At 73.0% G+C, this 25,635-nt stretch carries 22 protein-coding genes; 5 read left to right on the top strand and 17 right to left on the bottom strand.

All coding sequences use genetic code 11. The features are described from left to right. Window positions 1–16: 16 nt before the first annotated feature. Together ACQ1X7_RS17155 and ACQ1X7_RS17150 are read right to left on the bottom strand one after the other, a co-directional pair. Entirely contained in the window at window positions 17–949 is a 933-nt protein-coding gene (locus ACQ1X7_RS17155; RefSeq protein WP_432479445.1) for a carbamate kinase, read from the bottom strand. A gap of 69 nt (window positions 950–1,018) precedes the next feature. Beyond that, the gene (locus tag ACQ1X7_RS17150; RefSeq protein ID WP_432479444.1) at window positions 1,019–2,527 is read right to left on the bottom strand and encodes a potassium/proton antiporter; all 1,509 of its coding nucleotides are present in this window, start codon (window positions 2,525–2,527) and stop codon (window positions 1,019–1,021) included. Between the two features lie 249 nt (window positions 2,528–2,776). Here ACQ1X7_RS17150 and ACQ1X7_RS17145 point away from each other — a divergent pair, with 249 nt between their 5' ends. Further along, window positions 2,777–3,742, top strand: coding sequence for a sensor histidine kinase (locus ACQ1X7_RS17145; RefSeq protein ID WP_432479579.1), 966 nt, complete (start codon window positions 2,777–2,779; stop codon window positions 3,740–3,742). Continuing rightward, on the top strand, window positions 3,739–4,383 hold the full coding sequence (locus ACQ1X7_RS17140; RefSeq protein ID WP_432479443.1) for a response regulator: 645 nt from the start codon (window positions 3,739–3,741) through the stop codon (window positions 4,381–4,383). Before ACQ1X7_RS17145 ends, ACQ1X7_RS17140 begins: the two co-directional genes overlap by 4 nt. Before the next feature lie 15 nt (window positions 4,384–4,398). Here the strand turns inward: ACQ1X7_RS17140 and ACQ1X7_RS17135 are convergent, their stop codons facing one another. Together ACQ1X7_RS17135 and ACQ1X7_RS17130 are read right to left on the bottom strand one after the other, a co-directional pair. After that, the gene (locus ACQ1X7_RS17135) at window positions 4,399–4,860 is read right to left on the bottom strand and encodes a nucleoside deaminase (protein WP_432479578.1); all 462 of its coding nucleotides are present in this window, start codon (window positions 4,858–4,860) and stop codon (window positions 4,399–4,401) included. Window positions 4,861–4,877: 17 nt separating this feature from the next. Next, complete coding sequence (locus ACQ1X7_RS17130) at window positions 4,878–7,559, bottom strand: M14 family zinc carboxypeptidase (protein ID WP_432479442.1); 2,682 nt, start codon at window positions 7,557–7,559, stop codon at window positions 4,878–4,880. Between the two features lie 156 nt (window positions 7,560–7,715). On the opposite strand from ACQ1X7_RS17130, the gene ACQ1X7_RS17125 reads away from it, so the two are divergent. Continuing rightward, window positions 7,716–8,834: a 5-methyltetrahydropteroyltriglutamate--homocysteine S-methyltransferase gene (locus tag ACQ1X7_RS17125; RefSeq protein WP_432479441.1), complete on the top strand. Its 1,119-nt coding sequence runs from the start codon at window positions 7,716–7,718 to the stop codon at window positions 8,832–8,834. Here ACQ1X7_RS17125 and ACQ1X7_RS17120 read toward each other — a convergent pair whose 3' ends face one another. Both ACQ1X7_RS17120 and ACQ1X7_RS17115 read right to left on the bottom strand, forming a co-directional pair. Then, window positions 8,835–10,778: a hydantoinase B/oxoprolinase family protein gene (locus ACQ1X7_RS17120; protein WP_432479440.1), complete on the bottom strand. Its 1,944-nt coding sequence runs from the start codon at window positions 10,776–10,778 to the stop codon at window positions 8,835–8,837. Beyond that, on the bottom strand, window positions 10,775–12,907 hold the full coding sequence (locus tag ACQ1X7_RS17115) for a hydantoinase/oxoprolinase family protein (protein WP_432479439.1): 2,133 nt from the start codon (window positions 12,905–12,907) through the stop codon (window positions 10,775–10,777). Before ACQ1X7_RS17115 ends, ACQ1X7_RS17120 begins: the two co-directional genes overlap by 4 nt. Before the next feature lie 114 nt (window positions 12,908–13,021). Between ACQ1X7_RS17115 and ACQ1X7_RS17110 the strand changes: the two genes are divergently transcribed. Continuing rightward, on the top strand, window positions 13,022–13,558 hold the full coding sequence (locus ACQ1X7_RS17110) for a 2'-5' RNA ligase family protein (RefSeq protein ID WP_432479438.1): 537 nt from the start codon (window positions 13,022–13,024) through the stop codon (window positions 13,556–13,558). On the opposite strand, the gene ACQ1X7_RS17105 is transcribed toward ACQ1X7_RS17110, so the two are convergent. The 10 genes from ACQ1X7_RS17105 to ACQ1X7_RS17060 form a co-directional block, all read right to left on the bottom strand. Then, window positions 13,531–14,211 (bottom strand): lysophospholipid acyltransferase family protein, encoded by a 681-nt coding sequence (locus tag ACQ1X7_RS17105; protein ID WP_432479437.1) that lies wholly within the window; start codon window positions 14,209–14,211, stop codon window positions 13,531–13,533. The two genes, ACQ1X7_RS17110 and ACQ1X7_RS17105, sit on opposite strands and share 28 nt — an antisense overlap. A gap of 55 nt (window positions 14,212–14,266) precedes the next feature. Beyond that, window positions 14,267–14,512, bottom strand: coding sequence for a hypothetical protein (locus ACQ1X7_RS17100; RefSeq protein WP_432479436.1), 246 nt, complete (start codon window positions 14,510–14,512; stop codon window positions 14,267–14,269). A gap of 572 nt (window positions 14,513–15,084) precedes the next feature. Further along, complete coding sequence (locus ACQ1X7_RS17095) at window positions 15,085–16,479, bottom strand: amidase (RefSeq protein WP_432479435.1); 1,395 nt, start codon at window positions 16,477–16,479, stop codon at window positions 15,085–15,087. Window positions 16,480–16,486: 7 nt separating this feature from the next. Next, entirely contained in the window at window positions 16,487–17,092 is a 606-nt protein-coding gene (locus tag ACQ1X7_RS17090) for an SRPBCC family protein (RefSeq protein WP_432479434.1), read from the bottom strand. Beyond that, window positions 17,089–19,479 carry an aerobic carbon-monoxide dehydrogenase large subunit gene (cutA, locus tag ACQ1X7_RS17085; protein ID WP_432479433.1) on the bottom strand — a complete coding sequence of 797 codons (2,391 nt, stop codon included), beginning with the start codon at window positions 19,477–19,479 and terminating at the stop codon, window positions 17,089–17,091. The genes ACQ1X7_RS17090 and cutA overlap by 4 nt, the downstream gene beginning before the upstream one ends. After that, window positions 19,476–19,964, bottom strand: coding sequence for a (2Fe-2S)-binding protein (locus ACQ1X7_RS17080; RefSeq protein WP_432479432.1), 489 nt, complete (start codon window positions 19,962–19,964; stop codon window positions 19,476–19,478). The genes cutA and ACQ1X7_RS17080 overlap by 4 nt, the downstream gene beginning before the upstream one ends. Beyond that, window positions 19,957–20,802, bottom strand: coding sequence for an FAD binding domain-containing protein (locus ACQ1X7_RS17075; RefSeq protein ID WP_432479431.1), 846 nt, complete (start codon window positions 20,800–20,802; stop codon window positions 19,957–19,959). The genes ACQ1X7_RS17080 and ACQ1X7_RS17075 overlap by 8 nt, the downstream gene beginning before the upstream one ends. 9 nt (window positions 20,803–20,811) lie before the next feature. Next, window positions 20,812–22,182 (bottom strand): uracil-xanthine permease family protein, encoded by a 1,371-nt coding sequence (locus ACQ1X7_RS17070; protein WP_432479430.1) that lies wholly within the window; start codon window positions 22,180–22,182, stop codon window positions 20,812–20,814. 126 nt (window positions 22,183–22,308) lie between these two features. After that, window positions 22,309–22,818, bottom strand: a complete 510-nt coding sequence (locus ACQ1X7_RS17065) for a hypothetical protein (RefSeq protein ID WP_432479429.1) — start codon at window positions 22,816–22,818, stop codon at window positions 22,309–22,311. A gap of 51 nt (window positions 22,819–22,869) precedes the next feature. Continuing rightward, on the bottom strand, window positions 22,870–23,991 hold the full coding sequence (locus tag ACQ1X7_RS17060; protein ID WP_432479428.1) for an aminotransferase class V-fold PLP-dependent enzyme: 1,122 nt from the start codon (window positions 23,989–23,991) through the stop codon (window positions 22,870–22,872). A gap of 90 nt (window positions 23,992–24,081) precedes the next feature. Here ACQ1X7_RS17060 and ACQ1X7_RS17055 point away from each other — a divergent pair, with 90 nt between their 5' ends. Continuing rightward, a complete protein-coding gene (locus ACQ1X7_RS17055; protein ID WP_432479427.1) occupies window positions 24,082–25,104 on the top strand; it encodes an App1 family protein in 1,023 nt (340 codons plus the stop codon). Window positions 25,105–25,117: 13 nt separating this feature from the next. On the opposite strand, the gene ACQ1X7_RS17050 is transcribed toward ACQ1X7_RS17055, so the two are convergent. Next, entirely contained in the window at window positions 25,118–25,594 is a 477-nt protein-coding gene (locus ACQ1X7_RS17050) for a hypothetical protein (protein ID WP_432479426.1), read from the bottom strand. Window positions 25,595–25,635 lie beyond the last annotated feature (41 nt).

The raw sequence follows: 25,635 nt of genomic DNA, 5'->3' as shown, positions 1-25,635 counted from the left end.
TTCCTCTCTTCGTGGGTCAGTCGGGGACGACGACGGTGCCGGTCTCGCCGGCGACGGCGCCGACGATCTGGTCGAGCCGGGTGATCGCGGTGTGCCGGCCGCCCTGCTCGACGAAGCGGCAGGCGGCCTCCACCTTGGGCCCCATCGAGCCGCTCGCGAAGTGGCCCTCGGCCAGGTAGCGGCGCATCTGCGTCACGGGGACCCGGCCGAGGGGCTCGGCGTCGGGTCGCCCGAAGCGCAGGACGGCGTGGGGCACGTCGGTGGCGATGACCAGCACCTCGGCGTCGACGGTCCCCGCGAGCAGCGCTGCCCCGAGGTCCTTGTCGATGACGGCCTCGACCCCGCGCAGGCCGTCGGGCTCGCGGACCACGGGGATCCCGCCGCCGCCGTTGGCGACCACGACGTACCCGGCCTCGACGAGGGTGTGGACGGCGCCGGCGTCGAGGATCTCGCGTGGCTCGGGCGAGGCCACGACGCGGCGCCATCCCTTCTCGCCGCGGTCCTCCCAGACCTGGCCGTGGTCCATCAGCGCCCGCGCCTCCTCCTCGGGCAGGTGGCGGCCGATCGGCTTGGTGGGCCGGAACAGCCCGGGGTCGTCGGCGTCGACGCGCGTCCGGGTGACGACGGTGACGGTGGGTCGCTCGAGCCCACGGCGGGCGAGCTCGTCGTCGAGGGCGTTGGTCAGCGTCAGCCCCAGGGTCGCCTGGGTCTGCGCGCCGCACCAGTCGAGCGGCACGGGAGGGACCACGGTCGCCGCGATCTCGTTCTTGACCAGCAGGTTGCCGACCTGGGGGCCGTTGCCGTGGGTGATGACCACGTCGACCGCGGTCTCGAGCAGGTCGGCGACGGCGCGCATCGCGACCGCGGCCGCCTCCTGCTGGTCCTCCACCCGCGCGCGCCCGTCGGGGCCGGTCATGGCGTTGCCGCCAAGCGCGAGCAGGACCCTCATGACGCGAGGGTAGTGAGGGGACCGCCCGGCAACACCAGCAACTGCGACCAACGCGCGGGAGATCCGGTGTCAGGAGTTGCCAACGGGTCGCTGCGGTACGGCGTACCAGCGGGCCAGCCGTCCGGCCCGGCTCACCGCCCGCAGGCGGGCCTCGATCTCGTGGTGGTGGGCCCGGTCGGTGGCCACCAGGGCGTGGTCGCCGGCCCGCAGCACCGTCCGGTGGGTGGGGACGACGAGGTCGCCGTCGTGCAGGAGCAGGGACAGCACGGCGCCGGGCGGCAGCCGCAGCTCCCCGACCTCGACCCCCGCCAGCCGCGACCCCGGAGGGACCGAGAACTGCAGCAGGATGGCGTCGAGGTCCTCCAGGGGAGCGGAGTCGATCCCGAGGTCCCGGGCGTCGAGGGGCACGGCCGCCCCCGTCGCCCGCGCGACCCACGGCAGGGTGGGAGCCTGCACCAGCGTGAACAGCACGACGAGCAGGAACACCACGTCGAAGACCCGCTCCGCCCCGGGCAGCCCCATGCTCATCGGGATGGTGGCGAGCACGATCGGGACGGCGCCCCGCAGCCCCGCCCAGCTGACGAAGGCTTGGTCCCGCCACGGGACCCGGAACGGCGTGAGGCAGGCGACGACCGACAGCGGGCGCGCCACCAGGGTCAGGGCGGCGCCGACGATCAGCGCCGTCGGGAGGGCCGCCGCCAGCCGGTCCGGGCTGGCGAGCAGCCCCAGCAGCACGAACAGGCCGATCTGGGACAGCCAGGCCAGGCCCTCCACGAAGCTGTCGGTCGCGGCCCGGTGGGGCAGCCGCGCGTCGCCGAGCACCAGCCCGGCGACGTACACGGCCATGAGCGGGCTGGCACCGGCCATCCCGGCGACCGCGAACCCGAGGAACACGATGGCGAGCGTGGCCAGGGGATAGAGCCCGGACGCGGGCAGCGCGCTGTGGGCCAGCAGGCGGGCACCGGCGAGGGCGACGAGGAGGCCGACCAGCACCCCGCCGGCCAGCTGGTAGCCGATCTGCCCGGCGATCGTCAGGACCCCGCCCCGGTCCCAAGCGTCGGAGGTGACGACCGTGACCAGGATGATGACCGGGGGGTCGTTGAAGCCCGACTCGGCCTCGACCGTGGCTCGCAGCCGCGGTCGGATCGGCAGCCTCCGCAGCACGGAGAACACCGCCGCGGCGTCCGTCGAGGACGCCACCGCGCCGAGCACGATGGCCGTCCGGGCGTCGACGTCCAGCACCAGCCACGCCAGCGTGGAGGTGACGCCCACCGACACGAGCACCCCGAGGGTGGCCAGCACGACCGCCCGGGGTGCCACCGGGCGGACGTCCTGCCACCGGGTCGTGAACCCGCCCTCGGCCAGGATCACCGCGAGGGCGACGGTGCCGAGCACCTGGGTGAGCTCGGCGTCCTCGAAGCCGAGTCCGAGGCCGGACTCCCCCAGGGCGAGTCCGATCGCCAGGTAGACCAGCAGGCTCGGCAGCCCGGCCCGCGTCGAGATCCGTACGGCGGCGACGGCCGCCAGCAGTACCGCCGCCCCCACGAGGACGACGATGTCGAGGTCACCGGGCGACATCGCTCCCCGGTGCTCTGGAGCCGGCGAGCGGGGCGGGGAAGGGCACACCCAGCCTGACGCGGATCGTGGCTCCGCTCGTCGCGGGAATCCTGTCCACGCCTTACCTCCCCGCACCTGCTCGCCGGGCCGGTTCCAGTGTTCGGCACGGGACGGCCCGACCGAATGGGGAGCACCACCCATCTCTCCCCGGTGACCCCCGTCGGGGTGGCACCCGGTTGACCGATCGGGGACGCTGGCGGCGTGCGCGCGATGAACCGGCTCCCGCTCTACTGGCAGGTGTGCCTCATCAACGGCGCGGTGTTCGTCCTCGCCACCACCGTGCTCGCCGTCTCCCCGGCGACGGTCTCGACGGAGCTGGTCCCCTCGGAGGCCGTCGTCCTCCTCGTCGGCCTGGCGGCGATGCTGCTGCTGAACGCGATCCTGCTCCGCGCCCGGCTCGCCCCCGTCGACCGGGTCGTCCGGGAGATGGAGGTGGTGGAGCTGCACGACGGACAGCGGCTCACGGCGTGGGGCAGCGGTCCGGGCGAGCGGCTGGTCCGCTCCTACAACGCCATGCTCGACCGGCTGGAGACCGAGCGCAGCGCCAGTAGCGCCCGCGCGCTCGCCGCCCAGGAGGCGGAGCGGCACCGGATCGCACAGGAGCTGCACGACCAGGTCGGCCAGGACCTCACCGTCGTGCTGCTGGGGCTCAAGCAGCTCGCGACGCGGCTCCCGGAGGACGCCGTGGCCGAGCTGGAGCTGCTGCGGGAGAGTGCCCGCCACAGCCTCGACGACGTACGCCGGGTGGCGCGCGAGCTGCGACCGGGCGTGCTCGACGACCTCGGCCTGGCGAGCGCCCTCGCGCAGCTGTGCTCCGACATCACCGCCCACGGCGGGCCGCCGGTGCGACGCCGGCTCTCCCCCGGTCTGCCCGACCTGGGCCCGGAGGCGGAGCTGGTGGTCTACCGGGTGGCCCAGGAGGCGCTCACCAACGCCGTCCGGCACGCGGGTGCGGCGGAGATCAGCCTGTCACTGGTGCGGGTGGCGGGTGCCGTGGTCCTCGAGGTGGGCGACGACGGCCGCCGCTCGGGCGGGATCGTCCCCGGCGCCGGGGTCACCGGGATGCGGGAGCGGGCGCGGCTGGTGGACGCCCGGCTGGACGTCGACGGGGCCTCGGGCCACGGCACCACGGTCCGGCTGACCGTCCCGCTGCCCGGCGGGGGTGGTGCATCGTGATCCGGGTGCTGCTGGCGGACGACCACGTGCTCGTGCGCCGCGGCGTACGACTGATCCTCGAGCAGGAGCCCGACGTGGAGGTGGTCGCCGAGGCCGGTGACGGCGCCGAGGCGCTCGAGGTGCTGCGCACCACCGAGGCCGACCTGGTGGTCCTCGACATCGCGATGCCGCGCATGACCGGGCTGCAGGCGGCCCGCGAGATCGCGCGCCGACGCGAGCCGCCGCGGGTGCTGATGCTCTCGATGCACGACAACGAGCAGTACTTCTTCTCGGCGCTCAAGGCCGGCGCCAGCGGCTACGTCCTGAAGTCGGTCGCCGACGAGGACCTGGTCGGCGCCGTCCGCGCTGCCATGCGCGGGGAGGCGTTCGTCTACCCGGGGGCGATGGGCGCGTTGGCCCGCGACTACCTCGACCGGCTGCGTCGTGGCGAACGCGTGCCCGACACGGTGCTCACCGAACGGGAGGACCAGGTGCTGAAGCTCGTCGCCGAGGGCCTGTCGTCGAAGGAGATCGGCGAAGCGCTCACCATCAGCCTGCGCACGGTCGAGCGGCACCGCGAGAACATCCTCGCCAAGCTCGGCATGCGGGACCGGACCCAGCTGACCCGCTACGCCATCCGGGCGGGGCTGATCGAGCCGTAGCCACGGGTCGGGTCGTCACGCGAGCCCTGCGGCGGCCCGGTGGAGCGCGCGCATCTCGTCCTCCAGCTCGGGTGCGGGGCCCTCGACGGGGACGCCCGGCGCCACCTGACGGATGGGCAGCGGGAGGACCGGTGAGCCCGCCGCACCCCACCCCGCCCGCCACTCCGTGAGCTGGGCGGAGGACACGGCGTACACGATCCGGCCGAGGCCCACCCAGGCGTGCGCGGCCGCGCACATCGGGCAGTGCTCCCCGGAGGTGTAGACCGTCGCTGCCGCCCGCTCCTCCGGCGTCAGGTGGCCGGGCGCCCACCGGGCGATCTCGAGCTCGGGGTGGCGGGTCTGGTCGCCGTCCTTGACCCGGTTGCGGTCCTCGAACCGCACCACGCCCGACGGGTCGACCAGCACCGAGCCGAAGGGCTCGTCACCGTCGTCCAGCGCCTCGCGGGCCAGCTCGACGCACCGCCGCAGGTGAGCCAGGTCGGACTCCGTCAGGCTCAGGGGACCACCCCGTCGCCCTCGGGTCCGGCCCAGAACAGGGCCCGCGCCGCCTGGCTCTGCCCGCCCTTGACGTGGTTGCGGAACATCACCGACGTCCCGAACACGAAGCCCTTCGCGCCCGAGGCGCTCTCACCGGCGATGGCCGCGGCCAGTCCGGCGACGCCCTCCGGACCGACCCCGCCGTTGCCGGGCAGCCAGTGGCCGGCGAGGAACGGGTCGCCCTCGTAGGACTGCTGGGTGGTCGTGCCCGCACCGAGTCCGCTGAACGCACTCGCGGGGTAGATGAACGAGTGGTCCTGCGCGTACGGCGCCAGCACCGACGCCGCCGGCGTGTCCAGGGCGACGATGCCGTTGCCGGCGCCGTTCCCGGCGACCCGGGTGGCCGAGACCAGCCCGAAGCCGGACGCCGCGTTGAAGCCGGCCGAGCCGGCCCCGACGATCGAGCGCCCGGAGTCGACGTACGACTGGACCGCCGCACGACCTGCCTCCTGGGCGGCGGAGAAGTTCAGCCCCGAGGCGACCCACAGCACGTCGACGTCGTCGAGCAGCGTCGGGTCGGCGGTCAGCGTGGCCGAGCTGACCGGCACCAGGTCGTCGAAGCCGAGCTCGGTGAGCGACAGGGTGTCGTCCTGGGTGCCGGAGACCGCGACGGTCAGGTCGTCGAGGCCCTTGGTGGTGGGGTCGTCGAGGGCGTCCCGCTCGGCCTTGGTGACCTTGTCGAGGTCGATGTCGAAGGTGCGCGCCACGTCACGCACGGCGTCCTTGTCGGCGCGGTCGGCGACGGCCGTGCCGTCGGCCAGCATCGACACCGCCACGCCCTGCTCCAGCAGCGCGTTGAGCGCCTGGTAGTCGGCGATGCCGGCGAGGTCGAAGGTCACCGGACCCTGGCCGCGGGGCACGTCACGGTCCGGCACCGGAGCCGCGATCGGCTTGGTGGCGCCGACCGGCCCGTCGGCCGTCGAGCCGACCTTGTCGACCGTGGCTCCCCACAGGTAGGAGTAGCTCCAGGCCGAGATGTCGTACATGGTCGGCACCTTCTGGGAGATGTCGGTGCCGAGGTCGAGCAGCGAGTTGGCGAGTCCGCGCAGCGGCTGGTGCATGTCGACGACGTAGGACCCACGGGGGTACGTCGTCCCGCCGACCGTCGCGTCCTGGCGCAGCACGCCGACCTCGATCTCGTGGAGCAGCAGCTGCCGGACGACGTTCTCGGCGTCGCTCGTCGAGCGCTGGCCGTCGCCGACGGGGATCACGTAGGCCCGCGGCACCTCGACCGGGTCCTGGTCGTCGACGACGTCCCACAGCGGCTTCCACTCGTCGGGCCCGGGGACGCCGGCCACGTCGGCCTCGGTCAGCGAGTCCTTCGGCTCGCCGGCCACGCCGCGGCGGAACATCTCGATCTGGTTGGCGAGCAGGTCGTCGCCGTTGTCGGCGACGTAGTCGACCATGCTCTCGATGGTCCGCTTGGCCACCGCGGTGTTGACCCCGGCGTTCTCGGGCGACTGCGTCGTCGAGGTCGGCCGCGACAGCGGCAGCTCGACGGTGCTGGTGATGGCGCCGAAGAAGGCGGCGTACTGCGCGGTGAAGATGGGCGGGTAGTCGTCCCAGCCCGACGGGATGTCGCGGTAGGGGATCGCGATGTGGGCGGTCTCCGGACCGGTGTTCTCGTCGACCACGTCGCCGGTCTCGATGTTGTAGTAGGTGTTGCCGGGGATGTCGGCGGCGACCACGTCGTCCTCGACCTGCCGTGCCATCGCGTAGCCGTGCGGGATGAACAGGTCGTACTCGTAGTTCTCGCCGTGCGGCGGGCCGCAGGGCTCGACCTGGAGCACGCCGGTGTACCCGTGCAGGTCGGCCGCCAGGAACGGCTGCACCGCCGCGCCGGTCTTGACGAACGAGACCGACTCGGGCGTGGTGTTGGTGATCATGTCGCGGTTCTCGTTCAGCCCGAGCGCGGTGGCACGGGTCCCGGCGACGCGACCGTCGGGGTTGAGCGTCAGCGAGAAGTAGAGCCGGTGGTCCTCGAGCAGGTCACCGACCTCGCTCCACGGGGCCTCGACCAGGTCCTCGATGACCTGCATCGAGGCGTCGGTGCCCTCCCACTCGTTGCCGTGGATGTTGGAGCTGAACCAGATCGGCTGCTTGTAGTCGCGCTCGAGCTTGCTGTCGGCGGCAGCGCCGTCGGGGTCGTTCCTGATCTCCTCGCGCCAGGCGGTCTGCCGCGAGGTCTCCCGCTTGCTCTCGGGCGCGGTGAGGGTGACCAGGTAGAGGTCGCGGCCCTGCGTGGACTGGCCGACCACCTGGGCCGAGATCCGGTCGCTCTGGTCCATCCACCCGTTGAGCAGGGGGGCGAGGTCGTGGTACGCCAGCAGGTCCCCGGTCGTCGACTGGTCGGGAACGGCGGGGTAGACCCGCAGGTCCGGCTGGTACGGGTACGACGTCGGCATCTCGAGGCCGCCGGCAGCGCGCGGTCCGCGCGACTGGGGCCGGGCGCGCGTGGTCGCCCGCAGGTCGGTGGCGCCGGTGCGCGCCTCGGCGCCACGACCGTCGTCGCGCAGCGGCTCACTCGGTGCGGCGTTCGCCGGGACCACGGCGACGGTGGCGCCGCCGGCGACCAGCAGGACGGAGGAGAACCCGACGAGGAGGGGGCGGATGTGTCGCACCACGGCACCTTTCGACATCCCGAGACGCTGAGGAACCGAGAATGTCACTGGAGCCGGAGGTTGGGAAGGTCCGAACGGACCGACCTCACTGAGGTCGACATCGCCACGGGCCGCGGGATCGGCGACCCGGAGGCGTGCCAAGGTGGGAGGACTTCGTCCACTCCGGGAGGACCCGTGCTCCGTGACACCCCACCGTTCCGCGCCGACCACGTCGGGAGCCTGCTCCGGCCGCCCGACCTGCTGCAGGCCCGCGACGACCACGCGGCCGGAGCGATCTCGGCTGCCGAGCTCCGGGCCGCCGAGGACCACGCGATCGAGGAGGTGGTCGCGCTCCAGCACGAGGCCGGCCTCCGCTCGGCGACCGACGGCGAGTTCCGCCGGGCGTCGTGGCACATGGACTTCATCTACGCCCTGGAGGGCATCAGCCGGGCCGAGGACAGCCTGACCGTCCACTTCAAGAACGCCTCCGGCGAGATCGACTTCACCCCGGCGGCGCTCCGCGTCGACGGGGAGATCGGCCTGTCCGAGCCGGTCTTCGGCGACGACTTCGCGTTCCTGCGCGACCACGTGCCCGAGGGAGTCACCCCGAAGCTCTCCATCCCGTCGCCGAGCATGGTCCACTACCGCGGTGGCGCGGCCGCCGTCGACACCGGCGTCTATCCCGACCTGGACGGGTTCTGGGCCGACCTGACCGCGGCGTACCGCGAGCAGGTACGCCGGGTCCACGCGCTCGGCTGCACCTACCTCCAGCTCGACGACACCTCGCTGGCCTACCTCAACGACCCCGACCAGCGGCGAGCGATGACCGACCGGGGCGAGGACGCCGAGCACCTCCACGAGGCCTACATCCGCCACCTCAACGAGGCGCTCGCCGGGCGTCCGGAGGGGCTCACCGTGACCACCCACATGTGTCGCGGCAACTTCCGCGACTCGTGGGTCGCCGAGGGCGGCTACGACTTCGTCGCCGAGGCGCTGTTCAACGAGCTGACGGTCGACGGCTTCTTCCTCGAGTACGACGACGAGCGGTCCGGGGGCTTCGAGCCGCTGCGCCACGTCCCGGACGACAAGCTCGTCGTGCTCGGCCTGGTCACCACCAAGCGGGGCGAGCTGGAGTCGAAGGACGCGCTGCGGGCACGGCTGGACGAGGCGGCGAGGTTCGTCGACCTCGACCAGGTCTGCATCTCGCCCCAGTGCGGCTTCTCCTCGACCGTCGAGGGCAACTCGCTCAGCGTGGACCAGCAGAAGGCGAAGCTGGCGCTCCTGGTCGAGCTCGCCGACGAGGTCTGGGGGTGATCAGAGCGTGTCCACCTCGGCGTGGGTCGCCCCTCCGGCCAGCGTCCGGTAGCCGGGGCCGCGGTCGAAGAAGGCCGCGTCCGGCGCGGGCCGTGACGCGCGCTCGGCGTCGGTGGCGCTCGCGTCGTACGCCAGGTCGTCGCCCTCGAGCGAACCGGTGAGCACCACCCCGTAGTCGCCGAGCGCTGCCTCCGGTGACACCTTGCGCCACGCCACGTCGCGGACGACGAGCTCCGGGTCGCGCCGCAGCGGGTCACCCCAGCCGCCACCGCCCGTCGTCCGGATCCGGATCAGCTCACCGGCCCGCACCGGCTCGGCGTCGGCCAGCGCGTCGACCTCACGCTCGTGGGGTCCACCGGGGTCGACCGTCACCTGGAACGGCCGGCCGGCACGGCCGCCGCGCACGCCCCAGCAGGCCAGGATCGACCGGTCGGCGATGGACATGAAGTGGGCGTCGCGCAACATGCGGATCTGCTTCTCGTAGCCCAGGCCGCCGCGGTGCTCCCCCGCACCGCCGGAGTCGACGGCCAGCGACAGCGACTCGACGAGGAACGGGAAGCGCGACTCGGTGAACTCGCTGGGCAGGTTCCGGGAGTCGGGGACGACGTGGATGGTGTCCTCGCCGTCGCCGTGGGGCCGGCCGCCCGACCCGCCGCCCAGCACCTCGCGCATCAGGTAGGGGCGGCCCTCGCGGTCGGTGCCGTAGACGCCGGTGTAGCGGATCGTCTCCTGGTCGGCCGGCATCGCGCCGTCGACCGCCTTGGCGACGACCCCCGCGAGGACGCCGAGCAGCCGCAGGATCACGAAGGTCCGGGCGTTGGTCGGCGCCGGGAACACCGGCGTCAGTAGCGTCCCGGGCTCGGGGAACCGCATCTCGATCAGGGGGACGACACCCTCGTTGACGTCGAGCTCGGCCATCCGCTCCGGTGACTCGGCAAGGTTGCGCAGGATCGGTGCCAGCCACTTCTTGAGGAAGACGCCGTCGGAGTAGTCGCCGCAGTGGTTGATCGGTCCCTTCGCCTGCGGTCCGGTGCCGTCGAAGTCGAGGACCAGTCGCTCGCCGTCCGGGTCGTCGGGTGGGGTCCGGGTCAGCGTGATCCGCTGCGCGTGGAGCTGCGGCTCGTCGACGCCGTCGTGCTCGGCGTAGTCCTCCCAGGTCCAGCTGCCGACCGGGACCTGGGAGAGGATCTCGCGCCGGTAGGTGTCGGTGGTGCGGCCGATGATCGCGTCGAAGCACTGCTCGACCGTGGCGACGCCGTACCGCTCGAACATCTCGCCCAGCCGCCGCGCGCCCATCAGGCACGCCGAGCACTCCGCGTCGAGGTCGGCGGCGAGCGACTCGGGCATCCGGGAGTTGCGGGTCATGATCGCCAGGGCCGCCCGGTTGGGGCTGCCAGCGTCCCAGAGCCTGATCGGCGGCACCATCAGCCCCTCCTCGAAGACGCTGGTGGCGCTGCTCGGCATCGAGCCCGGGACGGCGCCGCCGATGTCGTCGTGGTGGCCGAAGGCCTGCACGAACGCCACCACGCGACCGTCCGCGCTCCCCTGAGGGTTCGCTCCGCTGCGCTTCGCGAAGACCGGCACCGTCACGCACAGGTCGGGGAGGTGCCCGATCCCGCCCTCGGAGCGGTAGACGTCGTTGTGGAAGAACACGTCGCCCTCGCGCATCTCCGCGATCGGGAAGTCGCGGGCGACGGGGTGGACCAGCGCGGAGTACGAGCGCCCGGTCAGCTTGCGCAGCAGCCGGTCGTGGATCCCGGCCCGGAAGTCGTGGGCGTCGCGGATCATCGGGCTGCGGCTCGTGCGCGCGATGGCGGTCTCGACCTCCATCTCCACGCTGGCCAGCGTGCCCTGCACGATCTCCGTGAGCACCGGATCGGCAACCGCGCCGGCGTCGTCGGTGAGGAAGCCGAACGGGAAGTCGGTCGGGACGCGCCGGCTCACGAGTCGCCCTCCTGGATCCTCGTGACGATCAGGTTGCGCCATGGGTCGACCCGGGCGGTGAACCCGGGGTGGATCGGAATCGTCGATCCGTACTCCTCGACGATCGCGGGCCCGGTGACCGTGGCGCCCACCCTGAGGTCGGGTCGCCAGAGCACCGCGGCCTCGACGTACCCGGCGTCGGCGTCGAAGCAGACCAGGCGGGTCGAGTGCGGGGTTTCGAGGTCCCGAGGTTGAGGTGCGAGCGGAGCGAGCCTCGAAACCACCTCGACCTCCGACGAACGGATCTCCGGCCGCTGGATCGGTCCGATGCCGGAGACCCGCAGGTTGACCCACTCGACCTGCTGGCTGGGGTCGTCGGCGAAGTCGTAGCCATAGAGCGTGCGGTGCTCGGCGTGGAACGCGTCGGCGACGGTGGCCGCGCACACCGCGTCGAACGGGCCCTCGGGCACCGGCACCCGCACCTCGAACGCCTGGCCGAAGTAGCGCAGGTCGGCGGTGCGGGCGAAGCCGTGTGCGTCCTCGGCGAAGCCCTCGCGCAGCAGCGCGTCGCGGGCCCGCCCGGTCAGGTCGTCGTACGTCGCCGCGACCTCGGCCGGGTCGAGCCCGTCGGCGAGCGTCACGTGGGTCTGCACGTAGTCGTTCTTGACGTCGACCGTCAGCAGGCCGAACGCCGAGACGTTGCCCGGGTCGGGCGGCACCAGTACGGTCGGGATGCCGAGCACGTCCATCAGCCGGCAGAGCAGCAGGGAGCCGGAGCCGCCGAAGGTGACGAGGGTGAAGTCGCGGACGTCGAGCCCGCGCTTGACGGTGACCTGTCGCAGCGCGTTGGCCTGGTTCCAGGCGGAGATCTCGAGCACCCCGGCAGCCGCGGCCTCGGGGGTCATGCCGAGCTTGGCGGCGAGCTGCTCCACGCCGGCGCGGGCGGCCCCGGCGTCGAGCGGGATCTCGCCCCCGAGCAGGTGTGGGGGGATCCGGCCCAGGCACAGGTGGGCGTCGGTGATCGTGACCGCGCTGCCGTCACCACCTGCACCGCCACGGCCGTAGCAGAGCGGCCCCGGGTCGGCACCGGCCGACTGCGGTCCGACCTTCAGCGTCCCCTCGGGCGACAGCCAGGCGATCGAGCCCCCGCCCGCGCCGACGGTGACGACGTCGATCATCGGGATCTTCGACGGGTAGACCCCGACGCTCCCCTCGGTCGTCAGCGTGGGCTCGCCGTCGATGACGACGCACACGTCGGTCGAGGTGCCGCCGCCGTCGGAGGTGAGGACCCGGTCGAACCCCGCGACCTCGGCGATCAGCGCCGCGCCGAGCGCTCCCGCGGCCGGGCCGGAGAGCACCGTGGTGATCGGCTGGCGGACGACCTCGTCGGCGCTGAGGACGCCGCCGTTGGACTTCATGACGTAGAACGGGACCTGGCGGTCGCCGAACGCTGTCAGCCGCTGCGCGATGTTGGTGACGTACGCCGAGAGCCGCGGCTTGACGGCCGCGTCGACCAGGGTGGTCATCGCGCGCTCGTACTCGCGGTACTCGCGCAGCACCTCGCTGGAGACCGACACGACCGCGTCGGGGTGCTCCTCGCGCAGGATCGCGCGCATCCGCTCCTCGTGGGCGGGCTCGGCGTACGCGTGCAGGAAGCAGACGCCGAGGGTGTCGATGCCGCGGTCGCGGAACCAGCGGGCCACCTCGCGGGCGCCGTCCTCGTCGAAGGGGCGGACCTCGGCGCCGGTGAAGTCCAGCCTGCCCTCGACGCCGCGGACCAGGTCGCGCGGCACGATCCGGTCGGGCTTGACCCAGAAGTAGGAGTTGCCGTAGCCGTCCGGGACCGACTGCCGGGCGATCTCGAGCATCGCCTCGTAGCCGGCCGTGGTGATGAACCCCAGCCGGTCGACCTTGCCCTCGAGCAGCTGGTTGGTGGCGACGGTCGTGCCGTGGCTGACGGCGCCGATCGCGTCCCCCTCGGCGCCGAGGGTGGTCAGGACCTTCTCGATGCCGGCGAGGAACCCGTCGGCCGGGTTGGCCGGCGTCGACGGGGTCTTGGTGGTGACCACCTCGCCGGACTCCTCGTCGAGCGCCACGACGTCGGTGAACGTGCCGCCGGTGTCGATGCCGATCCGGATCCGCCGCGCCATGACCACGATTCAACCGGTCCGGCACCCACGCGGCGAGGGCACCACGTGCCAACCGGGCCCGAGGGTGTTGGCACAACGTGCCAGCCGAGGGTGGCGTGCTGGGACACTCGCACGGTGCAGGCCCTCGACCTGACCTTCGACCAGCCGACCGACGACCGGGTGCGCGTCGAGTGGGAGGTGCTGCGCGGGGCCGGCCTGCCCAGCCTGGCCCGGCACACGGGGGCCACGAACCGGCCCCACCTCACGCTCGACAGCCGGGACCGGGTGTCGCCGCAGGCGGAGGCTGCGCTGGGGGCCGTCGCCCGGCGGCTGCCGCTCGCCGTACGGGTCGGGACGCTGGTGCTCTTCCACGCCAAGCAGCGGTGGGTGCTCGCCCGGCACGTCGTCGTCGACCGTGCGCTGCTCGACCTCCACTCCCACGTCGCCGCCGTGCTCGGCCCGGGCGGCTCGCCGCTCACGGAGCCGGGACGGTGGGTCCCGCACCTGACGCTGGCGCGCGGCGTCACCGACGACCAGCTGCCGGACGCCCTGCAGCTGGTGGCGGAGTCGCCGCCGTTCACCGCGCGGGCGCTGCGGCTGCGGCGCTGGGACCAGGCCGCCGGTGAGGCCTGGGACGTGGTCCCTCAGGCCTCGACGGGCCGGTCGTTGTAGACGCCCGCGGGCTCCTGGCCGGAGAGCCGGCCGATCGCGGCCATGATCTCGTCGGTCACCTCGCGGCGTGCGCGTCCGGACGGGACGCCGGCGAACCGGTTGGTGAAGTGGAGCGGCTCCCCGAACCGGGCCGTGACGTCGGCCGCCAGCCGGGGGCGGTTGGACCCGACCGGCTGGATGTCCTGGGTCCCCATCAGGCCGACGGGGACCACGGGGCAGCCGGCCGTGAGCGCGAGGTGGGCGACCCCGGTCCGGCCCTTGTAGATCCGGCCGTCGCGGGACCGGGTGCCCTCCGGGTAGATGCCGAACGCCTCGCCGCGCCCGAGCACCTCCAGTGCGGTGTCGAGGCTGGCCAGCGCGGCGCGCGTGTCGTCGCGGTCGATCGGCAGCATCCCGAGGCCCTCGAACCACATCCGCTGCGCGGTCCCCTTGAGCCCGGTGCCCGTGAAGTAGTCGGACTTGGCGAGGTAGGTCACCTTGCGGGGCACGATGCACGGGATCACGATGCTGTCGACGAAGCTCAGGTGGTTGCTCGCCAGGATCACCGGCCCGGTCGCCGGTACGTGGTCGAGCCCCTCCACCGTCGGGCGCCACAGGGCACGCGTCACGGGTGGGATGACGGCGTGCATCACCTCGTACAGCACGGCGCCCATCATGCCGGGTCCGCGACCGGCCGTGGACGCAGGTCCGAACCCGGCGGGCGCGGCATCAGGCGGTGTGCTGCCCGAGCAGCTCGCGCAGCACCCGCGCACCGGCGACGGCGGCGTCCGCGCGGACCGGGTCGACGCCGTCGTACGTCGTGGCCGCGGCGTCGAGGTCGGCGACCTCCTCGTGCACCACCGCGCGCTGCTCCTCGGCGGTGAGCTCACGTCGTAACGCCGCGGCCGCGGCCCGGTCACCCTCGCGGCGGGCGTCGAGGAGCGAGCGGCGCAGCAGGTCGGTCAGGGTGGGCATGTGAGCGACGGTAGAGAAGGAGCGCCAAGCTCGGCCACTGGATTGCCGTGCGTGGATTTCGAGACGGCTCGCTCGTTCCGTCGCTGCCGCGACGGCCCGAGCCGACCCTCCTCAATCTCCTCGCCCCTTCGCGTGTCCCGGCTCCGCCGGGCCACGCGGGCTCGGAAATAGGTGAAGGGCCCTTGCAGGTATGAGCTACAAGGGCCCTCCGGGTGGTGCGCGGTCCGGCCGAAGCCGGCCCGCTCACCGGCGACCGGTACTGGTGATGCTCCCGGTCGACGGCCCCTCGACCCCGGTCCCAGCCTCCGCATCACCCGGCGGCTGCGACGTTCCCTGGGCGAACCAGTTCCCGTCGTGCGGACCCTCGTCTCCGAGCCGTCCCGCTCTCCCCGAGGGGAGTGCGTGGGAGAAGTTCTATGTCGTGTCGGCCGGACGTCGCAAGGGGTTCACGCGACATTTCTTCACATACTCCGGGTTCCGGCGTGTCGTCCCCAGACACGCCCCGGATCGTCCCCAGATCGGGCCCGCCCCTCCACACGTTCTCCACACCGCCTGTGGACGACGGACGAGCCTCAGACCCCCACCGCCCGGGCGTTCTCGAACGCCGCGGCGACCTCGAGCAGCCGCCGGTCCTGGCCGTGGGCGGCCACCAGCTGGACGCCGACCGGCCAGCCCTCGGGAGTGGTGCCGGCCGGCACCGACACGGCGGGACACCCGGTGACGCTGACGACGTACGCCGACCGCATCCACGCCAGGTAGTCGTCCATCGGCTTGCCGTTGATCTCGGTGGGGTACTCCTCGTCCGCCGGGAAGGGCGGCACCTGCGAGACCGGCATGGCGAGCACGTCGTAGTCGGTGAAGAACTGCCGCATCGTCTCCGAGAGGGCCGTGCGCTGCTCGTAGGCGTGGGCGACGTCGGCGCCGGTGAGCGACTCCCCCGCCCGGATGTTGTCCGCGAGGCTCTGCTTGAGGGCGTCGGGGTGCTCCCGCAGCAGCGGCCCCAGCGCAGCCTGGAAGTGCCAGGCGCGGAGGGTGCGGAAGCACTCGTCGGCCGGGCCGAGGTCGGGGTGGCCCGAGTAGACGTGGGCGCCGGCGCGGACCATGGTCCGGCCCGCCTCCTCCACGACGGCCGCGACCCGCTCGTCGACCTCCAGCAGCCCGCCCAGGTCGCTGGTCCAGCCGACCCTGAGGCCCACCAGGTTGCCGCGCAGCGGCGGGCCGAAGGCCCCACCCGGGTCGCCGAGCGCCATCGGGACCCGCGGGTCGGGCCCGGCCATCACCGAGAGCAGCAGCGCGACGTCGCGGACGTTGCGCGCGAGCGGCCCGCTGACCGACGTGGTCTCCCACTGGTTGGTCGACGGCCACGAGGGCACCCGGCCCAGCGACGGCCGCAGCCCCACGACGCCGCAGAACGACGCCGGGTTGCGCAGGCTGCCGCCCATGTCGGAGCCGTCGGCGAGCGGCACCATCCCCGAGGCGAGCGCCGCGGCCGCACCCCCGCTGGACCCACCCGCCGAACGGCTGGGGTCGCGCGGGTTGCGGGTCGTGCCGAAGACCCGGTTGAAGGTGTGCGACCCGGCCGCGAACTCCGGCACGTTGGTCCGCCCGAGCAGCACCGCCCCGGCACGCCGGATCCGCTCGACGACCAGGTCGTCGCGGTCGGGCACGTGGTCGGCGAAGAGCGGCGACCCGTACGTCGTGCGCCACCCCGCGACATCATGGGTGTCCTTGACCGCGAACGGCAGACCGTGGAGCGGGCCGACCGGGTAGCCGCGCGCGAGGTGGTCGTCGGCCGCGGCCGCCCCTGCCCGGGCGCGCTCCTCGTCGAGGGACACGATCGCGTTCAGCCGCGGGTTGAGGGCGGCGATCCGTTGCAGGTGCAGGTCGAGCAGCTCGCGTGCGGAGATCTCGCGGCGGCGTACGGCCTCGGCCTGGTCGCAGGCCGGCCAGTCGACAGTGATCGTCACCCGGCCATCATCGCCGACGGCCGAGCAGCACGCCGAGCAGGACCAGTCCGGCGCCGACGGCGATCCCGGTGAGGAAGTCGCGCTGGGAGTCGACCCGGGCCGGGCGGGCGTCGGTGTAGACCTGCGGCATCCCCACCGCGCCGGGCTCCCGCGCCTCGGCCGCGCCGGGCGCCGTCACGCCGCTCAGCACCCCGCCGACGTTGCCGAAGAACTCCCCCGCCATCCGCCGGGACACCGAGGTCAGCATCCGCTGGCCGACCCCGCCGACCATGCCGCCGACGACCGCGTCGGCGTCGTAGGTGACCACCGTCGACCCGCCCTCCTCGGCGAACCGCACCTGCACCGTCGCTCCGACCGTGCCCGGCGCGCCGGCACCGTCGAGACGCATCGTCAGGGACTCGTGGGGCACCAGGTCGGAGAGCTCGCAGGAGCCCGCGTAGGTGCCCTTGATCGCGGCGACACCGGCGGTCACGGTCATCGCGTAGGCGTTCTCACCGGTCGCCTCGAGCCGCTCGCAACCGGGGATGGTGCGCACCAGCACCGCCGGGTCGAGCAGGGCGTCCCAGACCTGCTCGACGGGGGCCGCGAGGGTGTTCTCGCCGGTGAACTTCATGACGGCTCCTTCTGGTCGCGCAGGTGGAACAGCTCTGACGGCGAGATCGGCATCGAGGTGATCCGGATGCCCTCCGCGTCCTCGATCGCGGCCGCGAAGACGGCGGCCGACGGGATCACGCCCGCCTCGCCGGCGCCCTTGATGCCGAGCGGGTTGAGCGGCGACGGGGTCTCGAGGTGGTCGATGTCGATCCGCTCGGGCACCTCGGTGACGTAGGGCATCAGGAAGTCCATGAACGACGCGTTGAGCAGCTGGCCGGACTCGTCGTAGGCCATCCGCTCGTACAGCGCGCCGCCGACCCCCTGAGCCACGCCGCCGTGGATCTGGCCCTCGACGATCATCGGGTTGATCAGGTGGCCGCAGTCGTGGACCACGGCGTACTTCAGGATCCGGACCTCGGCGGTGTCGGGGTCGGTCTCGACGACGACCGCGTGCATGCCGGAGGCGAAGGTCGAGCGCTCCGGTGAGTAGAAGTCACGGCCCTCGAGGCCCGGCTCGTCGTCCTCGGCGACCGGCGGCTTCCCGGGGTCGCCGACCGAGAACTGGGTGGCGGCCTTGGACGCCTCGTCGAAGGCGTAGCGCAGCGGGTTGGAGAGGACGGCGACGGTGCCGAGGTCGATGGCCGACTCGGTGCCCCTCACCCGGACGACGCCGTCACTGATCTCGAGGTCGTCGACCGACGCCTCCAGCGCCTCGGCGGCGATCCGCAGCGCCTTCTCCTTCGCCCGCTGCGCGGCGAGGTGGACGGCCGAACCACTCATCACGGCCGTGCGGGACGCGAAGGTGCCGACGGCGTACGGCATCCGGCGGGTGTCGCCGGTCGTCACCTCGACCTGCTCGAACCGCACCCCGAGCTCGTCGGCCACGATCTGGGCGAGCACCGTCTGGTGGCCCTGGCCCTGGGTGGTGAGGCCGGTGGAGACCTTGACCTTGCCGGAGGTCTCGACGTGCACGTGGGCGCCCTCGTAGGGGCCGACGCCCGTGCCCTCGACGTAGCAGGCCAGGCCGATGCCGACCCGCCGCCCCTGCGCCGCCATCTCCTCCCGGAACGCCGGGAACTCGTCCCAGCCGACGAGCTCCTTGAGCTTGGCGAGCGAGGCGGGGTAGTCGCCGGAGTCGTACTCGAGCTCGCGGCCGTCCTGGAAGACCAGCCCGTGGTCGTAGGGGAACTCGTCGGGCTGGATGAAGTTGGTGGCGCGCACCTCGGTGCGGTCCTTGCCGAGCGCGGCGGCGATGGCGTCCATGGTGCGCTCCATGACGTAGCACCCCTGGGGACGCCCGGCGCCGCGGTAGGGCGTGACCATCACGGTGTTGGTGTAGAGGCTCTCGAACACCACCCGGTAGGCGCCGGGCTTGTAGGGACCCAGCAGCTGGGTCGAGGTGATGATCGGCACGATCAGGCCGTAGGGCGTGTAGGCGCCGTGGTCGTGCCAGAACTCCACGTCGAGCCCGAGCACCCGCCCGTCGTCGTCGTAGCCCACCGTGACGTGGTGGACCTGCCCGCGCTCGTGGGCGGAGGAGATGAAGTGCTCGCGGCGGTCCTCGGTGAACTTCACGGGTACGTCGAGGGTGCGGGCGGCGAGTGGCACCAGCAGCTCCTCGGGCCACGGGTGGTTGATCTTGACCCCGAAGCCGCCGCCGACGTCGGGGGTGACGACGTCGACCTGGCCGAGGTCGAGCCCCAGCTTGGCGGCGACGCAGCCCCGGACGCCGGTGGAGGTCTGGGTCGACGACCACACCGTCAGCCGGCCGGTGTCGGGGTCCCAGCGGGCGACGACGCCGCGGCCCTCCATCGGCTGGCAGGCCGAGCGCTCGATGGTCAGGTCGAGCTCCAGGGTGTGGGGCGCCGCGGCGATGGCGGCGCGGGCGTCGCCGTTCTCCTGCTCCATCCGGGCTCCGACGTTGCCGGGCACGTCGTCGTGCACCAGCCGGTCGGCGGCCCTCGCCGCCGGGATGCCGACCACCGGCTCGAGGAGCTCGTAGTCGACCCGGATCCGCGACACCGCGTCCTCGGCGACGTAGCGGTCGTCGGCCACCACGAAGGCGATCGCCTCGCCGGCGTAGTTGACCTCGTCCTTCGCCAGGGCGTACTGCGTGCGGCCGTGGGTCAGCGTCGGGTGCGGGATCAGCAGCGGCAGCGGCTCGGCCATGCTCCCGGAGAGGTCGGCCAGGTCCTCGAAGGTCCACACGACGTGGACCCCCTCGACGTCGAGCACGTCGGTGACGTCGATGTCGAGGATCCGGGCGTGGGCGTGGGGCGAGCGCAGCACGGCGGCGTGCAGCACCCGCTGGCCCACGAGCACGTCGTCGACGTAGCGCCCGCGTCCCCGGAGCAGCCGCTGGTCCTCGACCCGCGGCACCTTCGACCCGAACAGCTTCGTGGTCATCCGCGCTCCCTCCGGAGCTCGGCGGCGCGCAGCACCGCCCTGACGATGTTCTGGTAGCCGGTGCAGCGGCACAGGTTGCCGGCGACCATGTCCCGCGCCTCGTCCTCGGTGGGGTCGGAGTTCTCCTCGAGCCCGGCCGTGATGGTGGTGAGGAAGCCGGGGGTGCAGAAGCCGCACTGCAGGCCGTGGGTGTCGGCGAAGGCCTGCTGGACCGGCGAGAGCGAGTCGTCGGCCTCGGTCAGCCCCTCGACGGTCGTCACCTCGGCGTCGTCCACGGTGACCGCGAGCATCAGGCAGGAGCGCACCGGGCGTCCGTCGAGCAGCACCGTGCACGCGCCGCACACTCCGTGCTCGCAGCCGACGTGGGTGCCGGTGAGCCCGCAGTCGTGGCGCAGCGCGTCGGAGAGCAGCCGTCGGGCCGGCACCGATACGTCGTGGGTGGCGCCGTTGACCCGGAGGCGGACGTCGTGGAGCTCCTCAGCCATCGGCCCTCCCGCGGGCGTGGTCGGTCGCGGCGGCCAGCACGCGCTTGGTCAGCACCCGCACCAGCTGGGCGCGGTAGGCCGCGGTCGCGTGGACGTCGTCGGCGGGTTCGAGCCGCTCGAGGGCCCGCTCCGCGGCGGCCTCGGCGTCGAGGCCGGTGACGTCGACGACCGTCGGGACGTCGTTCACCGAGAGGTAGCCGAGCCGGGCCTCGGCGGCGCGACCCTCCTCGAGCCGGACGACGCCGGCGACGCCGCACAGCGCGTAGTCGCCGTGCCGCCGCGCGATCTCGGCGAAGCCGACCCCCTCCCCCGGCCTCAGCACCGGGAACGCCGCCGCGAGGGCGAGCTCGTCGGCGGCCAGGGTCGACTCCAGCGGACCGGCGAACAGGTCACCGGCTGCGATCGTCCGGCGGCCGCGCAGCGACGCGACCTCGACCGAGCCGCCCAGGAGCGCGAGCACCGTCGGCATCTCGGCGGCCGCGTCGGCGTGCACGATCGAGCCGACCGTGGTGCCGCGGTTGCGGATCGTGGCGTGGGCGACGTGGGCGAGCGCCATCGCCAGCAACGGCTGGACCGCGCGGGCCCGCTCGTCCACCAGCAGGTCGGCGTGGCGCACCAGCGCCCCGACCCGGACCTCGTCGTCGGTGACCGACACCTCGTCGAGGCCCGGGAGCCGGTTGACGTCGACCAGCACCGTCGGCGCGGCGAGCCGCATCGAGAGCAGCGGGACCAGGCTCTGCCCGCCCGCCAGCACCTTGGCCCCCGACTCGCCGGCGAGGGCCTCGAGCGCCGCCTCGAGGGTCTCCGGCCGACGGTAGGCGAAGGGTGCGGGCTTCACGTGGTCCCGCTATTCCCGGTGCGACAGGGCTTGGGTGGTGTGGCCGGTGCCGGGCCCACGACGGGTGTTGACCACGTGGTAGTAGACGATCACCAGGATCGTGCCCAGCGCGATGCCGGTCAGCGAGAAGTCGTCGGTGATCTGCAGCGTGACGTCGCCGACCCCGGCGATGATGCCGGCGGCGAGGCCGACGAGGTTGACCGGGTCGCCGAAGTCGATGCCGTTCTCGACCCAGATCTTGGCCCCCACCAGGCCGATCATGCCGTAGAGGACCACGGTGATCCCGCCGAGCACCCCGCCGGGGGTGGCGTTCACGATCGCGCCGAACTTGGGGCACAGCCCCAGCAGGATCGCGACCGCGGCGGCGACGTAGTAGGCGGCGGTCGAGTAGACGCGGGTCGCGCCCATGACGCCGATGTTCTCGGCGTACGTCGTGGTCGGGGAGCCGCCGAACGCCGAGGCCAGGGCGGTCGCGAGCCCGTCGGCACCTATCGCGCGGCCCATGTAGGGGTCGAGGTCCTCGCCGGTCATCTCGGCGACGGCCTTGACGTGACCGGTGTTCTCGGCAACGAGGGCGATCACGCCCGGGAGCACGAGCAGGAAGAAGGTGAGCGAGAACGACGGGGCGTGCACCGCGGAGACACCGTCGGCGAGGGTGCCGCTGGGCAGCCCGATCCAGTCAGCGGCCTCGACGGCGGCCCAGGACACCCGGTCGTGCTCCACCGGGTCCGGGCCGGTGGGCAGCACCGAGGTGATCGGACCGAACAGGTTGTCGGCCGCCCAGGAGACGGCGTAGCCGAAGATCAGCGCCAGGAACACCGCGATGCGCGACCAGAAGCCGGGGAGCATGACCGCGGCCATCACCATGAAGGTGGCGGTGGCGAGCGCGATCCACTGGTCCTGCGGCCAGTAGATGTCGGCGACGACCGGCGCGAGGTTGAAGCCGATCAGCATCACGACGGCGCCCGTGACGGCCGGTGGCAGGATCCGGTGGATCAGCCCCGACCCGGAGACGTGGACCAGGACGCCCACCAGGGCGAGCACGACGCCGCCGAGCAGGATCGCCCCGGTCACGTCGGCGGAGTCGCCGCCCTGCGCGCGGATGGCCGCGACGCTGGCGACGAACGAGGCACTGGTGCCGAGGTAGCTCGGCACCTTGTTGGCACAGATCAGCAGGAACAGGATCGTGCAGATGCCCGAGAACATGATGGCGAGGTTGGCGTCCAGGCCCATCACGAGCGGGAAGACGAAGGTCGCGCCGAACATCGCGACCACGTGCTGGGCGCCCAGCCCGATGGTCTTGCCCCACGCGAGGCGCTGGTGAGGAGCGACCGCCTCGCCCGGTGCGGGATCGACGACCTCCCACGTGAACATCGACATGGTGACCTCCTTGGCGCTGCTCAGCCCGAGGCTGCACACGGTAGTTCCGCACATTGGACACCCTCGACGGCGAGAAGTGCCGGAGGAACGCCGCTCCCGCTGGCAAGCCTTGCCCCGGGTTCCGCGTCAGGCGTGGGCCAGCAGCTCGAGGCCGATCACGGCGACCCCGAGCAGGAACTCCGCGAGCAGCACCACCGCTCGCTGGACGGCGCTCAGCCGGGCCCGGCGCGCCGCGAGGTAGCCGATCGCCACCAGGGCCGCCACCAGCGCGATGCTCGAGGCGCGCAGCGCGACCGCGACCTCCCACACCTCGAGGGCGGCGAGGAGCAGGAAGCCGAACGGCAGGGCGACCGCACCCAGGGCACCGAAGCTGACCCGCACCATGTGGCGCAGCGCCGCGCGGTGCGGGACCTGCGCGTGCACGGCGATGTGCGACACGACGTCAGCGGTGAACACGGCGAGCACCGTCCCCAGCACCGTGATCCCGAGCAGGCTGAGCGCCCGCGCGGCCTCGACCTCGTGACCGCGCAGGGCCAGGACCACGGCGAGCGCCGTGAAGGTGACGTAGACGCGCTCCTTGAGCTGGTCCGCCTGCTCCTGGAGCTCCTGCGGCCCCGGCGCTGCGTCGCCGTCCATGGCCACACCCTAGGACCGCCGGGGCTCCCGCGGAGGGGCCGTCGGTGGTGCTCAGTCCCGGAGGTGCGCCTCGAGCCGTCGTACGGTGCCGTCGACGTCGCCGAGCTTGTCGAGGCCGAAGAGGCCGACCCGGAACGTGGAGAAGTCGTCGGGCTCACCGCACATCAGCGGTACGCCGGCCGCCACCTGGAGGCCCCGTTGCCGGAACGTGGCGCCGCTCCGGACGTCGGGGTCGTCAGTGTAGGCCACGACGACGCTGGGGGCGGAACACTCCTCGGCCGCGACCGACGGGAACCCCCGCTCGGCGAGCAGCGCGCGCACGCGCGTGCCGAGCGCGACCTGGGCCCGGCGCAGCTCGGCGAGCCCTGCGGCCCGGGTCTCCACCATGAGCGCGGCGTCGTGCGCGAGCGTGTCGGTCGGCATCGTGGCGTGGTACGGCGTCTGGCCCCGGGTGTATGCCTCCGAGATGGCCAACCACTTCTGGAGGTCGACCGCGAAGCTCGTCGAGGTGGTCGACAGGACGGCCTCCCGCCCGGCGTCGCCGAGCATCACGTAGCCGGCGCACGGGGAGCCGCTCCACCCCTTCTGCGGGGCGCTCAGCAGCACGTCGACACCGAGCTCGGTCATGTCCACCCAGAGCGCCCCCGACGCGATGCAGTCGAGGACGACGAGCCCGCCGACCGAGTGCGTCGCCGCGGCGACCGCGCGGACGTAGTCGTCGGGCAGCACGATGCCGGCGGCGGTCTCGACGTGGGCTGCGAACACGACCTCCGGACGAACCCGCTCGATCGTCTCGACCACCTCCTCGACCGGAGGCGGGCTCCAGGGTGCGTGCCGCGCGTCGGACACCGGGCGGGCACGACAGACCGTGGCCTCGGCCGGGACGGACCCGGCGTCGAAGATCTGCGACCACCGGTAGGAGAACAGCCCGTTGCGGACGACGAGGCAGCGACGCCCCGTGGCGAGCTGCCGGGCCACGGCCTCCATGGCGTAGGTGCCGCCACCCGGGACCACCGCGACCGTCTCGGCGCCGTAGGTCTCGAGGAGGACGTCGCGGATGTCCGCCATCACGCCGACGAACCGCTGGGACATGTGGTTCAGGGACCGGTCGGTGAAGACCACCGAGTACTCGAGCAGCCCCTCGGGATCGACGTCCGGGCGAGGAAGGGTCACGTCCGCAGGTTGCCACAACCGCGGGAGCTCGGGACCTCGTGGTCGCCGAGGACGGCAGGAAGGCGGGGTCCGGCCACCTAGGGTGCACCCATGGATCTGGGTTCCTGGCTGGTCCGGCTGGAGCGGGCGTACGACGGGTGGCGTCGCCGCCGCGCGGGTGACCGGCCGCCGGCGCACTTCCGGATCGAGTGCTACGTCGGCCACGGCGGACCGGTAGGGGTCGTGGTGCGCGGCCGCGTCGTGGACGACCCGGAGCCGAGCGAGGCGGTCGAGGACGAAGGTGTCCGCGCGGCCGTCGGCCGCGTGCTGCGCCACTTCGCGACCGACGACCTGCCCGGCGTGCCGCTGCGGGTGACCGTCGGCGACGTCACGGCCGAGACCGCGACCGACCACGACGGGTACTTCAAGGTCCGGCTCCGGCCCGACCCCGCGTCCCTCACCAGTCCCTGGACCAGCGGGACCGTCGAGCTCGCGGGCGACTACCGCGGCGTCCGGAGTGCCCACACGACACCGGTCGACGTGCTCGTGCCGGGACCGGGCGCACGGTTCGGGGTGGTCTCGGACGTCGACGACACCATCCTCGAGACCGGCGTGCAGCGGGTCGGCCAGATGATCCGGCGGACCTTCACCGGCTCGGCGCTGACCCGCACGCCGTTCGAGGGCGCGGCCGAGCTCTACCGCGACCTCGCGGCCGGTACCAACCCGTTCTTCTACGTGTCCTCCAGCCCGTGGAACCTCCACTCCTTCCTCGTCGCCTTCCTGAGGCACCGCGACTTCCCGCTCGGCCCCGTGCTGCTGCGCGACCTGCTCGGGACCGCGCAGGGACGTGAGCAGAAGGGTGGCCGCATCGACGAGGTCCTCGAGCTCCACCCGGAGCTGCCTTTCGTGCTCATCGGCGACTCCGGCGAGAAGGACCCGCAGGTCTACGCGCAGGTGGTGCGGGCGCACCCCGGCCGGATCCGTGCGGTCTACATCCGCGAGGTCCGGCTCGATCCCGGCGACGGCCGGGTCGAGAAGGTGTCGGGCGGCTGGGACCACGACGACGTGCCGTTCGTGCTGGCCGCCGACAGCGACGGCGTCCGCCGGCACGCGGCCGGCGCCGGCCTGCTCTGAGGTCGAGCCGCCGTCACGGGTGCGCCGGTGAGCCCTGGCGGGGGACCACCATGCGGACCAACAGGAGCAGCGGCAGCACGCTCGCGGCCGCCAGGACCACGCCGAAGGCCTGGTCCGCGGCGTGGTCGCCCGTCGCCATGGCCACGGTGCCCGTCACGATCCCGATGGCCCCGAACCCTCCTGCCACCCAGGCGCCGACCAGCGCGGCACGACGCTCGACGGTCTCGCCGCGGGTGACCGTGGCGACCACGCCGCAGACGAGCGTGGCCAGCAGCGGCCAGCTCGCGTAGAAGATGGCCAGGATGGCGAAGGCGAAGACGAACCCCCACGAGTCGGTGGACTGGTAGAGGTCCGAGGAGTCGAGTGCCTGCGCGCCCACACCGACGACGGCGACCTGCGCGGCCAGCGACAGGAACGGCAGCCACGGCCGGGGGCGAGAGGCCGTTCGGCGCTCGGGGACGGAGGAGCTGAGCTCGGGAGCGTCGGTCATGACCTCAGCGTGGCAGCGCCGGTCGTCGCCCGCCTGAGGAC

It is taken from the genome of Nocardioides sp. GXQ0305, assembly GCF_050880345.1.
Lineage (GTDB): Bacteria > Actinomycetota > Actinomycetes > Propionibacteriales > Nocardioidaceae > Nocardioides.
The sequence above is the reverse complement of the archived record's forward strand: the minus strand, read 5'-3'. Positions and strand labels throughout refer to the sequence as shown.

Bases quoted from the DNA above. Each gene is read 5' to 3' on its own strand.
- cutA (WP_432479433.1), bottom strand. From the start codon at position 19,479: ATGACCACGAAGCTGTTCGGGTCGAAGGTGCCGCGGGTCGAGGACCAG.
- ACQ1X7_RS17155 (WP_432479445.1), bottom strand. From the start codon at position 949: ATGAGGGTCCTGCTCGCGCTTGGCGGCAACGCCATGACCGGCCCCGAC.
- ACQ1X7_RS17050 (WP_432479426.1), bottom strand. From the start codon at position 25,594: ATGACCGACGCTCCCGAGCTCAGCTCCTCCGTCCCCGAGCGCCGAACG.
- ACQ1X7_RS17130 (WP_432479442.1), bottom strand. From the start codon at position 7,559: ATGTCGAAAGGTGCCGTGGTGCGACACATCCGCCCCCTCCTCGTCGGG.
- ACQ1X7_RS17090 (WP_432479434.1), bottom strand. From the start codon at position 17,092: ATGAAGTTCACCGGCGAGAACACCCTCGCGGCCCCCGTCGAGCAGGTC.
- ACQ1X7_RS17065 (WP_432479429.1), bottom strand. From the start codon at position 22,818: ATGGACGGCGACGCAGCGCCGGGGCCGCAGGAGCTCCAGGAGCAGGCG.
- ACQ1X7_RS17055 (WP_432479427.1), top strand. From the start codon at position 24,082: ATGGATCTGGGTTCCTGGCTGGTCCGGCTGGAGCGGGCGTACGACGGG.
- ACQ1X7_RS17070 (WP_432479430.1), bottom strand. From the start codon at position 22,182: ATGTCGATGTTCACGTGGGAGGTCGTCGATCCCGCACCGGGCGAGGCG.
- ACQ1X7_RS17100 (WP_432479436.1), bottom strand. From the start codon at position 14,512: ATGCCCACCCTGACCGACCTGCTGCGCCGCTCGCTCCTCGACGCCCGC.
- ACQ1X7_RS17145 (WP_432479579.1), top strand. From the start codon at position 2,777: ATGAACCGGCTCCCGCTCTACTGGCAGGTGTGCCTCATCAACGGCGCG.
- ACQ1X7_RS17105 (WP_432479437.1), bottom strand. From the start codon at position 14,211: ATGGGCGCCGTGCTGTACGAGGTGATGCACGCCGTCATCCCACCCGTG.
- ACQ1X7_RS17115 (WP_432479439.1), bottom strand. From the start codon at position 12,907: ATGGCGCGGCGGATCCGGATCGGCATCGACACCGGCGGCACGTTCACC.
- ACQ1X7_RS17080 (WP_432479432.1), bottom strand. From the start codon at position 19,964: ATGGCTGAGGAGCTCCACGACGTCCGCCTCCGGGTCAACGGCGCCACC.
- ACQ1X7_RS17150 (WP_432479444.1), bottom strand. From the start codon at position 2,527: ATGTCGCCCGGTGACCTCGACATCGTCGTCCTCGTGGGGGCGGCGGTA.